The sequence below is a fragment of the Burkholderiaceae bacterium DAT-1 genome, assembly GCA_019084025.1.
In the GTDB taxonomy this organism is placed as follows: domain Bacteria; phylum Pseudomonadota; class Gammaproteobacteria; order Burkholderiales; family Chitinimonadaceae; genus DAT-1.
In genome coordinates, this window is record JAHRBI010000003.1 from 1 (window position 1) to 12,303 (window position 12,303).

Sequence of the window (12,303 nt, forward strand, 5' to 3'; positions counted from 1 at the left end):
ATGCTACTTGTTTCTGGCTACGCAAAACGAACTCAAATAAAGTTCATTTCAGCGTAAGCAATTTGGTTCATCACCAAGCGCCTACGCTTATCGGTTGTATCTTGTTAAAGAGCGGTGCTGATTTTTTTGCTTCGCTGCATTCGTTTCGTTTGCTGCGTCGCATTCAGCGAGAGGCCGAACTATACGTGGCTTTTAAAAGTGCGTCAACACCTTGAGTGAAGATTTTGCGAACTAATTACATAAGTCGTTGTTTTAAATGAAATCAAACTTTTCATTTTATTCGCAAGAAAACACGCCTTGCAAAGCATGCACACCACCCTAATCTAGTGAATAAGTCGTTTACGCCACTTAAAGGTGGCCTTGAAGGGTAAAATCATGCCGCACGTACTGATGTATTCCACCGCCGTCTGCCCTTATTGCATTCGTGCCGAACAATTGCTCGCCCGCAAGGGGATTACCGACATTGAAAAGATTCGCGTAGATTTGATGCCCGATCGCCGCGAAGAGATGATGACCCGTACCGGGCGTCGTACGGTTCCGCAGATATATATAGGCGAAACACATGTGGGTGGTTTTGATGATCTGGCTGCGCTTGATCATGCAGGCAAGCTGGATGCACTACTGTCACAGTCGTGATACATCAGACAATCAATGAAGGTGCTTGGCGCTGCGCGGGCGAATCTGCGATGATCTCGCCTGACGTGCGCTATGCATGCTGTCTTTCAATTTAGTTTCAAGTTTGCACAATATAGTCAGGAGTCGCCATGAGCGATCAACAAGTACAACAACCGATCTTCCAGATTGAAAAGATCTACGTGAAGGATATGTCGCTGGAAGTGCCGAATGCCCCTTCGGTCTACCTCGAAGCTACGCAGCCCGAAGTGGAAATGCAGATCCATACAGAAGCCCAGCCGCTGGACGAAGGTTTCTTTGAATCGACCGTTACCGTGACCGTGACCGCCAAGGCGGGTGACAAGACTCACTTTCTGGTTGAAGTGGCTCAAGCCGGTATTTTCCAGTTGCGCAATATTCCGAACCAGGATCTGGAACCGCTGCTGGCTGTATCCTGCCCGAACATTCTGTTCCCGTATGTGCGCGAGACCGTCTCCGACGTGGTGAGCCGTGCTGGCTTCCCGCCGATTCTGCTGGCTCCGATCAATTTCGAAGCATTGTACGTTCAACGCCAGGCACAACAAGCTGATGCTCAAGAAGCTCCCGCTACCATTCAGTAAGGTGCTGTTCGCCACACTCCTGTGTGGCGCAGCACTTCAGGCAGCCGCACTTGAGTTCCGCAGTATTGCGGAACACGGTGCGGTTTTTTATGACGCTCCGGGCGGCAAAGGTAAACCGCTGTTTGCAGTCAGCCGAGGCTATCCGGTTGAGGTGCTGGTCGGTCAAAAGGACTGGAGTCGCGTACGCGATCAGGCCGGTGCGCTGGCATGGGTTGCGACCAAGCAACTCTCTGCGCAACGCAATATTGTCGTGGTGAGGGATAAGGCTGAAGTGCATGCGACCGCTGACAGCAACTCTGCCATTGTGACCCGCGCGGAGAAAAGCGTGATTCTGGAATTGCTGGAGCAAGGCAAAACGGGCTGGATCAAGGTTCGCCATCGCGACGGTGCCGTGGGCTTTGTGAAAGTGGACGAGGTATGGGGCGTATGAAGATTGCGGTGTTAGGTGCTGGTGCATGGGGCACCGCGCTAGCCATCCATTTTGCGCGCTTTCATGCTGTCTCACTGTGGTCACGTGATGCGCAGCAGGCTTCCTCCCTACAGTCAGACCGTGAAAATACGCGCTATCTGAAGGGTGCCACCTTTCCTGACTCATTGACCGTCACCTCAGACCTGATCGCCGCAACATCAGCAAGTGATCTGATCCTGGTGGTGACGCCGATGTCCGGATTGCGCCCGTCCTTGACGTCCTTGGTCGCACTCAATGTGACAACACCGGTACTCTGGGCGTGTAAGGGGCTGGAAGCCAGTACGATGTTATTAGGGCACCAGATTGCAGATGCAATCCTGCCAGCCTCGCAAGCACGCGGGGTGTTGACTGGCCCCAGCTTCGCCCAGGAAGTGGCCGCTGGTTTGCCTGCTGCACTGACACTGGCCTCCGAAGATGGTGAGTTCGCCGCCGATATGGCTGCCAAGTTGCATTCCAATAAGGTGCGGATTTATTCGTCGACTGACATCGTCGGCGCTGAAATTGGCGGTGCAGTAAAGAATGTCATGGCGATTGCTGCAGGTGTAAGTGACGGACTAAAGCTGGGTCACAATGCACGCGCCGCAATGGTCACACGTGGGCTGGCCGAAATTATCCGCTTCGGTACTGCACTGGGTGCGCAGGCATCTACCTTTACTGGATTGTCCGGCTTGGGCGATCTGCTACTGACGTGTACAGGCGATCTGTCACGCAACCGACGCCTGGGTCTGATGCTGGCAGAAGGTAAATCTCTGGAGCAGATTCTCGAAGCACTGGGTCATGTCGCCGAAGGCGTGCCCACCGCACGGGAAGTCTTGCGCCAGGCCGCTCAGCTTGGGGTAGATATGCCGATCACCGCAGCCGTATGTGCCATGCTGTTTGACAGTGTATCCGCCAAGGATGCAGTGGACGGCTTGATGGCACGTATGCAGCGTGACGAAGGTCGCTGATCCGGAATGGCCGACTGTTAAGCTTGCTCAGTCGGCCACTTTTCTAAATCTCTTGTCTCACCCTAATGCCTGGCCCAAAACGCCAGCTGTGCCTCGATGAAGGCGGCTTCATGCGAGATAAAGGGTGCATGCCCTGCCCCTTCGTGCATCACCATTTCCGCACCTGTATTTGCTTGTAGCCAGTGACCCGCTTCCGGTGGCGTCATGCGATCACGATCGCCATATTGCAATAGCATGGGACAGGACAAAGATGGTATCTGGGAACGCAAATCTGCATCGCGCAGAATGTCGAGTCCGGCCATCAGTGCTGCTCGCTGTGGAATTGGACGTGTCGCGAGATGGGCTTGCAGGGTGCGCAACACGCCCCTCCCTTCTTTGCTTCCCATGACCTGCAGACCAAGAAACATATCCAGTGTGGCTGCATAGTCCGAAGCGAGGCTACTGGCAAACTGGCTCAGCGTGGATTCGGGGGTAGCGCATTGCCAGTCAGCCCGCTGCATAAATGCCGGGGATGAGGCGCACAGCGTCAGCGAACGCACCTTCTCGGGTTGATGCTGCGCCCAGGTTACACCGACTGCGCCACCGAGTGACCAGCCAAGCACGTGAACAGGTAAGGGAAAGTGACGATCGAGGGCACCCGCCAGACCCGGCAGCGTGTACGGCTCGATCATTTCACTATGTCCACACCCCGGCAGATCGACAATGTGTACGCAGTATGCTGCGGCAAGCGCATCGGCAATACGCTCCCATACGGCGCCATGAATGCCCCAGCCATGAATCAGCACGACATCATCGCCGCGGCCTCGGGTATCAATATACAGACTCACACAATGTCCTTAAGGGTGCCGATGAGTTGATCAATATCGTCGCGACTGTGCGCAGCTGACAAGGTAATGCGCAGACGTGGTGTCGCGACAGTTGGCGGGCGGATGGCACTGACCCAGAGGCCTCGCTCCCATAACAACTTTGATGCAGCCAATGCCTGTTCGCTGGATGGCATCAGTACAGGCTGAATGGCCGTATGGGAGGACATGAGATCGAGCTGCAGCCCCGCCATTTGCGCACGAAAATAGCCAATATTGTCGTGCAGTGACTGAATGCGCGCAGGCGATTGCCGGATCAGTCGAAGCGCAGCAATACCCGCTGCAGCATTGGCGGGCGGAACGGCAGTGGTATAAATGGCGGTGTGAGCGTGATTGATGAGCCAATCGATCAAGACTGTCTCACCCGCGACAAACGCACCACTACATCCAGCAGCCTTACCCAGCGTTGCCATATAGATGAGCTGCGGAGACTGAATTTTCGCCTCCGCGAGACTGCCTCGCCCGCCACCCAGCACACCGAAGCCATGTGCATCATCGACATACAGCCAGGCCTGGTAACGCTCGGCCAGCATCAGCAAGTCAGCCAGCGGCGCGCAATCACCATCCATGCTGTAAACCGCATCGACCACGATGAGTTTGCGACGCGCCGGCGCATCACGCAGCAGACGTTCAAGATCGCCAAGATCGTTGTGCCGGAAACGCTTGAAGTCGGCACGACTGAGAATGCAGGCATCGTTCAGCGACGCATGATTCAGTCGATCGGCAAATACTGCATCACCGCGCCCAACCAGTGCAGCGATGACGCCGAGATTGGCCATATAGCCGGTCGCAAAGGTCAGCGCAGCAGGCATCCCGACACAGTCGGCTAAATCCTGTTCCAGTTGTGCATGCAACTGATGATGTCCGCACACTAAGTGCGAAGCACCGGAGCCACTCCCTGCTTCATTGAGCGCTGCAACTTGCGCTGCGATCAGATCGGGATGATTGGCCAGCCCGAGATAGTCATTGCTGCAGAAGTTCAGACGGGATTGCCCGTCCACTTCCACATGAACATGTTGCGGGGAAGACAGGATTTTACGCTGACGATAGGTGTGATTGATTTGCCGCTGGTGCAAATCTTCAGCAAGTGCATCAAGCAGAGGGTGCGGGGTTTCCATGGGTGGGATTGTATGCGGCTTGCGCACAGTCTGCTATTGTTCGCATCCATTCCCTCTTTGAATCAAGAAGCCTTTGCAATGCTGATTACTGCAACCCGTATCCCGGATGTGCTCGTCCTTGACCCCAAGGTGTTTGGCGATGAGCGCGGTTTTTTCTACGAAAGCTTTAACGAAAAGGCTTTCCTGAAAGAGACAGGCGTCACCACCACCTTTGTGCAGGATAACCATTCGAAGTCTGCCAAAGGCGTGCTTCGCGGATTGCATTATCAGATCCAGCAACCACAGGGCAAACTGGTGCGGGTGATTGCGGGTGAAGTATTTGACGTGGCTGTCGATCTCCGCCGCACCTCACCGACATTCGGCAAATGGGTGGGCGAATTCCTGAGCGCGAACAATAAACGCCAGATGTGGGTGCCGCCGGGATTCGCCCATGGCTTTCTGGTCGTGTCCGATTACGCAGAGTTTCTGTACAAGACCACAGATTACTGGGCACCGGAATTCGAACGCAGCATTGCCTGGGATGACCCCGACCTCGGCATCGAATGGCCGCTGGAAATGCCGCCGATTTTATCGGGCAAGGACCAGAAGGCCGTTCGCTTCAATGAAGCTGAGTTATTTGATTAACCCGTTGCTACAGTTCTCTGACCACCCACTTCAGGCCGCTATCGTCGGGATGCGGCTTGATGGTGAAGGCAAGCTTTTTCATCAGCCCCAGCATGGCGGTATTGGACGATAAAATCTCGCCTTCCATGGTCTGCAGGCCTTTGTCACGGGCGGCATCAAAGAGCGCCGTCATCAGCAAGGCACCCAATCCCTTCCCCTGCCATTGATCGCCGATAGAAATGGCAAATTCGCACGTCTTGCGATCGGGATTGATGGTGTAACGGGATACACCGGCCATGCGTTCTTCTCCGTCCACAGTCACCGTTGCAACGAGCGCCATTTCACGGGCGTAATCAAGCTGGGTAAAGCGTACCAGCATGACCGGCGAGAGTTGTTTCAGTGTGCTCATAAAGCGGTTGAAGCGGCTTTCCTCGGACAAATCCTCGGTCACAAATCGTTGCAGCTCATCGGCATCTTCCGGGCGAATCGGCCTGAATACACACGGCGAGCCATCCTTGAGTGTGCCCTGACGGATCAAATGGCTCGGCCAGGGATGAATCGCCATGTGTTCGTAGCGCTCCATGCCCTCAGGCTGCGAGGCAACGATCACGCTGGCATCCACTGCCACAACGCCATGCTCATCCACAATCAGCGGATTGAGATCGAGCTGTGCAATTTCCGGTAGCTCGCACACCATTTCCGACACGCGCACCAGCACATCGGCCACGGCTTCGATATTGGCCGGCGGCAGATTGCGGAAGGCATGCAATGCCTTCACGATGCGGGTGCGTCTGATCAGGGAGTGCGCGATATCTTCATTAATCGGCGGCAAGGTAACGGCGACATCGCCAAAGACTTCCACCGCAATCCCGCCTGCGCCGAAGGCAATCACCGGACCAAATACCGGATCGCGGCTGACCCCGATCATCAGTTCGCGGGCATGTCGTCGGCCATGCATGGCCTGAACCAGTAAGCCATGCACAGAACCTGCAGGCAAGCACGCGTCCATCCGCGCCAGCATATCTGCGGCAACTTCGCGCACCTGATCTGCATTGCGCAGATTGAGCGCGACCGCATCAATATCGGTTTTATGGATCAGGTCGTCAGCGTCTACTTTCAGCGCTACCGGAAAACCAACAGTGCTGGCGGACATGGCTGCTGAATCGGCATCGGCAGCAAATGCAGTGGTGACAAAGGGAATCTTGAACGCCCGCATCAGCGACAGGGTTTCCGAAGCATTCAACAAGGTACGGCCTTGCGCAAGGGCTTCGCGAATGCGCTTGCGGGCAGTCGTTACATCCGGCTCACTACGTAGATCGAGCGGGCCGGGCGTTTGCAAACTCAGCTTCTGAATGTACTGGTACAGTGCCAGGCTGGCGAAGGCTTCGATCGCATACTCGGGGGTGGAGAACCAGGCCATTTTTGCTTCGGCCAATAGTCGGCGTGATTGCGCTACGCGCTTGTCACCCAGCCAGACCAGCATCAGTAATTTGCCGTATTTCGCCTTCAGATCAATCATCGCCTGTGCAGTGGCAATGTGATCCGTGCCTGCTTGCGGGGTATAGATCACCAGCACGCCATCGACCTTGCTGTCTTGCAGGCAGGCTTCGGTGGCGGCAAGAAAGCGTTCAGGCGGTGCATCGCCGAGTAAATCCACCGGATTGGCGTGATTCCCTACCTCGGGCAGGATCTCGTTCAGGCGGGCAATGGTTTCATCACTGAGTTTGGGGCATTCGATCTGCATGTCGCGCGCACGATCAAGTGCCATGCGCCCCGTGCCGTAGCCATTGGAAATGATCGCTAGCTTGCGACCGGAGGTGCGGTAGTTGGCGGCCAGCATGCGCGCAGCAATATTGAGCTGCGCCATGGTATTCACCCGCAGCACGCCGACGCGGCGCATGGCGGCATCGAAGGCATCATCACTGCTGATCAGCTTACCCGCATGGGTGCGCGCACCTTCCGCCCAGCCATTCCCGCGACCGACTTTCATCGCCACCACGGGTTTGACACGGCCAGCGGCACGCACGGCACTCATAAAGGTACGTGCTTCACCAATATCTTCGAGGTAAAGCAAGATCCCGCGTGTATGCCCGTCATGCGCCAGAAAATCGAGAATCTCACCAAAATTGACGTCGGCTGCGGCCCCCAGCGAGATGACATGGGAAAACCCGACATCGTGAGCCTCCGCCCAATCGAGCATCGCACTCGCGACCGCACTGGATTGCGATACCAGCGCCAGATTGCCGGGCTTGATGCGCCCTTCGTAGTTCAGGGCGACGAGTCCATCTGAGGGTTTGGCCAGCCCCAGCAGATTGGGGCCGAGCAGTCGAATCTTGAGCTTGGCGGCCAGCGCCTTGGCCGCTTCGAGGATCGGGCGATTGTGGCGATCTAGCGCCACAAAATCACGGGAGATAATGAGCACGTGGCGCACACCCGCCTTGCCGCACTCTTCTACGAGTCCGAGCAGAGTACTGGCAGGCGTCGTGATGATAGCCAGATCGACCGGGCCATCGGGCAGATCGCCCAGACGATGCCAGACTTTATGATCGAAGACTTTGCTGTGGCGAAGGTTGACGCCGTAGAGTCGCCCTTTGAATGGCGCATCCAGCAAATTGCGATATACGCGGCTGCCAACCGAGCCTGCCGTTTCCGATGCGCCAATCACGGCGACGGACTGCGGCTGAAACAAGGGGGCAAGATAATGCGCCTTCATGGCACTCCAGTGATCCATGATCGGGCTCCACAGGCAAATCAACGAGGTACGCGGCAGACCCTCTTCCGCCGACTGTCGCCGAAAACACCGGGCGACACGCTATGAAGTGTAGTGGCTTTGCAGCGATTCGCCTTGTGCTGGATCAGAGGTTGTACTTGACCCAGCGCATCCACTGACTGAAAAGCTGCGGGTCAAGCCCCGCGATTACGGAGCGCTGCCACACGTCGTCATCCCAGTAATCGTCGTGATAGAGGCTGGTCATCTGTCCGCCTGCTTCCGCCAGAATCAGGCATCCGGCAGCGTAATCCCACAGCTTCTGACCACCATGTACATACACATCAAGGCGACCTGCAGCCAGAAAGCACCAATCAAGGGTGGAAGCGCCAAAGTTGCGCTGGCTACCATACGGTGCAATCGCGGCAAGGCGCTGCGGCAGACGGCCCCCCAGCCATTTCACTTCAACGCCCGCAACTGCATCCGACATCGCGGGTACGTGTTTCTTCAGTGGCAGCCGCTGACCATTCATCCATGCGCCCTGCCCAGGCTCGGCGTAAAACAGTTCATCGGCGACCGGATTGTAGATGACAGCAAGGATCGGACGCCCCTGCTGCATCAGCCCGACCGAAATGGCGAAGTAAGGCAAACCATGGACGAAATTGGTGGTGCCATCAATCGGGTCGATCACCCACAGCTTGTCATGCTCGCGCCAGAGATCCTGCTGCTCGGCATCGGTCATTTCCTCACCCAGCACCGGACAATTCACAATGGTGGGGAGGGAGCGCTCCAGTGCATGCTGGGTTTCGACATCTGCCTCGGTGAACAGGGTGCCATCTTCCTTGCGATTGCTGCCGACGCGCAGGAAACGCGGCATCAACTCGGTGGCTGCCGCTTCCTTTACAACCGCTACTACCTGTTCAACCAGAGGGGACATCGTCATGGTGATTCCTGTATTCGGACTATTGCACTGCCCGGCAGACCTGCTTCATTCAAAAAAATAACGCGCGCCTTGCGTTTTGAGCCACTGACGATGCTGTTTCCATGCAGGACAGGCTGACTCGACCAGCGCCCAGAATCGCGGCGAATGATTTAACTCGGCGAGATGGCACAGCTCGTGTACCACCACATAATCGATCACCTCTTTCGGTGCCTGCATCAGCCGCCAGTTGAGGCGAATCGCCCCACTGGCACTGCAGGATCCCCAGCGCCCGCGCGCACCGGTCAGCGCCAGCGATTTCGGGGTCAGACCTCTTTCGGCCGCGATGGCATCAAGCCGCTGGCGGAGATAAACCCGCGCCTCGCGCTGCATCAGCGTCTGCAATTGCTGCGCAGGGCTGTGCGCACTCGTTGCGCTGAGACGAATCTCGCCCGAGGGCACATCCACGCCAACGGGCTTGCCATGCACAATGCGCATTGGACTCCCTAGCCAGTCCACTGTTGCACCAAAGGTAATCTGCGGCACAACCAGCGCTTCGCGTCGGGCCAGGCGATCGAGAATCCAGCGCGCTTTACTGTGCAGGACCTCATCAAGATCACGCATGGGGAAACGGGCGGGCACTGCCACCCGCAATCCGGAGGCATCTACCATCAGGCCGATGCTGCGCCGGGACCGCCGCTCCACCGTGTACTCGATGGATTGACCACCCAGCTCGATGGCACGGCGCACTGCAGAACTAGTCATCCCCGGCTTCGGCAAGCAAATGGTCGACAACATCGGCGAGGTTATCCATCACCAGCGTCGACTCCGGCAATCCGCCAGCTGCCAGCGTGCGCATGCCCTTGCCTGTGCGCACCAGAAAGCTGGGGGCACCCACGGTTTCGGCGGCCTGCACATCGCGCAGACTGTCGCCCACCACCGGTGTGAGCGACAATTTGACATCAAACCGCTGCGCGATATCGAGATACATGCCGGGCGCCGGTTTGCGACAGCTGCATTTCATATCGGCCGTATGCGGGCAGAAGAAAATGCTGTCGACACGGCCTCCCACCTTGGCCAGCAAGCGATGCATTTTGGCGTGCATGGCATTGAGGTCGGCCGTGGTAAAGAACCCGCGGCCAATGCCGGACTGGTTGCTGGCAATCACCACCTTCCAGCCTGCATGGTTCAGCCGCGCAATCGCTTCGAGACTGCCTTCCAGCGGCACCCATTCGGCCGCTGATTTGACGAAATCGTCGCGATCCTTGTTGATGACACCATCACGGTCGAGAATGATCAGTCTGGTCGGCACGTTGATTACTCGGCAAGCAAGGACAAATCAGCGACCTGATTCATCAGCGCGGACAGCGCCGACAACAGGGCCAGACGGTTGTTTCGCACAGCCAGATCATCAGCCATCACCATCACGGTGTCGAAGAAGGCATCGACCGGTGCCTTGAACGCGGCCAGTTGTTTCAGCGCACCGGTGTAATCGTGCGCAGCCAGTGCAGTCTCAATGGCCGGGCTCAGCTTAACCAGCGCGCCATGCAGATCCTTTTCGGCGGCGTCGGCCAACAGATCAGTACGAATCGCTGGCAGCGACTGGCCTTCAGCGACATTCTTTTTCAGAATATTGCGGATGCGCTTGTTGGCGGCAGCCAGCGACGTGGCTTCCGGCAGTGCCTTGAATCCGGCAACGGCATCGAGACGCAGTGTTACTTCGTCGAATGTGGCCGGCAGAATCGCCAGCACTGCATCGATATCAGCAGCAGGATAGTTGGCTACCAGCAGATTTTTCAGGCGATCCAGTGCAAAGGTGTACACGCCATTGACCGTATCTGCTGCTACAACGCCAGCCGGGAAAGCAGCAGCCACCTCAGCCAGCACGGCACGCAGATCCAGCGGCAAACGGGCTTCTACCAACATACGCATCACACCCAGTGCGGCACGGCGCAGCGCAAACGGGTCTTTGTCGCCGGTCGGGATGAGACCAATGCCCCAGATACCCACCAGCGTTTCCAGCTTGTCGGCCAGCGCAACCGACAGGGCAATCGGCCCTTGCGGCAGGGAATCGCCGGCAAAGCGCGGGTGATAGTGGCCTTCGATCGCTTCTGCCACCGCTTCATGCTCGCCATCCAGACGTGCGTAGTAGGTGCCCATGATGCCTTGCAGCTCGGGGAACTCACCCACCATATCGGTCAGCAAATCGGCCTTGGCCAGATGTGCGGCACGGCCTGCAATGGCTGCATCGCCGCCCAGCAGGGTTGCAATCTTGCCCGCAATGGCTTCCAGACGGGCAACACGTTCGAGCTGGCTACCAATCTTGTTGTGGTACACCACATTGGCCAGACGCGACACACGGCTATCCAGACGATGCTTCTGATCCTGCTCGTAAAAGAACTTGGCATCACTCAGGCGGGCGCGCAGCACGCGGCCATTACCGTGAATGATGTGGCTCGGATCGGCGGTTTCCAGATTGGATACGATCAGATAGCGGTTACTGAGCTTGCCTGCGGCATCCAGCAGGGGGAAATACTTCTGATTCTGCTGCATGGTCAGAATCAGGCATTCTTGCGGCACCTTGAGGAACTCGGCCTCGAATTCGCCTTCAACTACAACAGGCCATTCAACCAGACCATTCACTTCGTCGATCAGGTCGTCGCCCGCAGCAATCGTCGCGCCCAGTGCAGCAGCACGTGCATTGAGCTGCTCGACGATACGCGCACGGCGCTCGGTCCAGCTGGCCACAACCTTGCCGGCGCTGCGCAGGGTCTCGGCATAGGCATCCGCGTGCGCGACCGACACGTCGCCGGTACTCAGGAAGCGGTGACCGCCAGTCACACGGCCAGCCTCAAAACCCAGCGCGCTCACCGGCACCACATTGGCACCATGCAGTGCGATCAGGCCATGCACGGGACGGATAAACTGGGTTTCCAGTGCGCCCCAGCGCATCAGCTTGGGTGCGGGCAGCTTTTTCAGTGCGTCGGCAATCACACCGGTCAGCAGGCTAGCCAGTGGCTCGCCCTTCTTTTCGCTCTTGAACAGAAACACGTCCTGCTTGCCATCCGAACCACGTTCGAGCTGATCCAGCTGATCAGCACCCAGGCCCACCGAACGTGCAAAGCCCAGCAAGGCGGGCGTCGGCAGGCCATCCTTGAAGCCTGCCACCACAGCCGGCCCCTTGCGTTCAACGACGCGGTCGGGCTGCACAGCGGACACGCCCGCAATGGCAACCGCCAGACGGCGCGGACTCGCAAACTCAGTCACAGCTGCATCTGCAGCGGCGAAACCCAGTTTTTTCAGCTCATCGGCAATCGTGCCAGCAAAGCTGGCAGACAAACGTGCCAGCGCTTTCGGCGGCAGTTCTTCGGTAAACAGTTCAATCAGCAGCGTATCGGTGGTCATTGTCGTGAGTTCTGTCGCAATTCATTGTTCGATGCGCCAT

The 12,303-nt window shown here is 57.3% G+C and carries 13 protein-coding genes; 6 read left to right on the forward strand and 7 right to left on the reverse strand.

The features are described from left to right. The 5 genes from KSF73_05910 to KSF73_05930 all read left to right on the forward strand — a co-directional run. Nucleotides 1-215: hypothetical protein (locus KSF73_05910; GenBank protein MBV1775245.1), on the forward strand; the 215-nt coding region annotated here is incomplete at its 5' end. A gap of 157 nt (nt 216-372) precedes the next feature. Beyond that, entirely contained in the window at nt 373-636 is a 264-nt protein-coding gene (grxC, locus tag KSF73_05915) for a glutaredoxin 3 (GenBank protein MBV1775246.1), read from the forward strand. Between the two features lie 128 nt (nt 637-764). Further along, nucleotides 765-1,232 (forward strand): protein-export chaperone SecB, encoded by a 468-nt coding sequence (secB, locus tag KSF73_05920; protein ID MBV1775247.1) that lies wholly within the window; start codon nt 765-767, stop codon nt 1,230-1,232. Next, nucleotides 1,201-1,662 (forward strand): hypothetical protein, encoded by a 462-nt coding sequence (locus KSF73_05925; GenBank protein MBV1775248.1) that lies wholly within the window; start codon nt 1,201-1,203, stop codon nt 1,660-1,662. Before secB ends, KSF73_05925 begins: the two co-directional genes overlap by 32 nt. Continuing rightward, on the forward strand, nt 1,659-2,648 hold the full coding sequence (locus tag KSF73_05930) for an NAD(P)-dependent glycerol-3-phosphate dehydrogenase (GenBank protein MBV1775249.1): 990 nt from the start codon (nt 1,659-1,661) through the stop codon (nt 2,646-2,648). Before KSF73_05925 ends, KSF73_05930 begins: the two co-directional genes overlap by 4 nt. Before the next feature lie 62 nt (nt 2,649-2,710). Here KSF73_05930 and bioH read toward each other — a convergent pair whose 3' ends face one another. Both bioH and bioF read right to left on the reverse strand, forming a co-directional pair. Continuing rightward, complete coding sequence (gene bioH, locus KSF73_05935) at nt 2,711-3,475, reverse strand: pimeloyl-ACP methyl ester esterase BioH (protein MBV1775250.1); 765 nt, start codon at nt 3,473-3,475, stop codon at nt 2,711-2,713. Beyond that, nucleotides 3,472-4,629, reverse strand: a complete 1,158-nt coding sequence (gene bioF / locus KSF73_05940) for an 8-amino-7-oxononanoate synthase (protein MBV1775251.1) — start codon at nt 4,627-4,629, stop codon at nt 3,472-3,474. The genes bioH and bioF overlap by 4 nt, the downstream gene beginning before the upstream one ends. Before the next feature lie 78 nt (nt 4,630-4,707). Between bioF and rfbC the strand changes: the two genes are divergently transcribed. Next, nucleotides 4,708-5,253: a dTDP-4-dehydrorhamnose 3,5-epimerase gene (gene rfbC, locus KSF73_05945; protein ID MBV1775252.1), complete on the forward strand. Its 546-nt coding sequence runs from the start codon at nt 4,708-4,710 to the stop codon at nt 5,251-5,253. Nucleotides 5,254-5,260: 7 nt separating this feature from the next. On the opposite strand, the gene KSF73_05950 is transcribed toward rfbC, so the two are convergent. From KSF73_05950 to glyS, 5 genes are all read right to left on the reverse strand, one after another. After that, nucleotides 5,261-7,963, reverse strand: a complete 2,703-nt coding sequence (locus KSF73_05950; GenBank protein MBV1775253.1) for a bifunctional acetate--CoA ligase family protein/GNAT family N-acetyltransferase — start codon at nt 7,961-7,963, stop codon at nt 5,261-5,263. 124 nt (nt 7,964-8,087) lie between these two features. Then, nucleotides 8,088-8,882: an inositol monophosphatase family protein gene (locus KSF73_05955; GenBank protein ID MBV1775254.1), complete on the reverse strand. Its 795-nt coding sequence runs from the start codon at nt 8,880-8,882 to the stop codon at nt 8,088-8,090. A 45-nt stretch (nt 8,883-8,927) separates the two neighbouring features. Then, a complete protein-coding gene (locus KSF73_05960) occupies nt 8,928-9,623 on the reverse strand; it encodes a M48 family metallopeptidase (protein ID MBV1775255.1) in 696 nt (231 codons plus the stop codon). Further along, on the reverse strand, nt 9,616-10,170 hold the full coding sequence (gene gmhB, locus KSF73_05965; GenBank protein ID MBV1775256.1) for a D-glycero-beta-D-manno-heptose 1,7-bisphosphate 7-phosphatase: 555 nt from the start codon (nt 10,168-10,170) through the stop codon (nt 9,616-9,618). The genes KSF73_05960 and gmhB overlap by 8 nt, the downstream gene beginning before the upstream one ends. A 5-nt stretch (nt 10,171-10,175) precedes the next feature. Continuing rightward, nucleotides 10,176-12,263: a glycine--tRNA ligase subunit beta gene (glyS, locus tag KSF73_05970; GenBank protein MBV1775257.1), complete on the reverse strand. Its 2,088-nt coding sequence runs from the start codon at nt 12,261-12,263 to the stop codon at nt 10,176-10,178. Nucleotides 12,264-12,303: the final 40 nt, after the last annotated feature.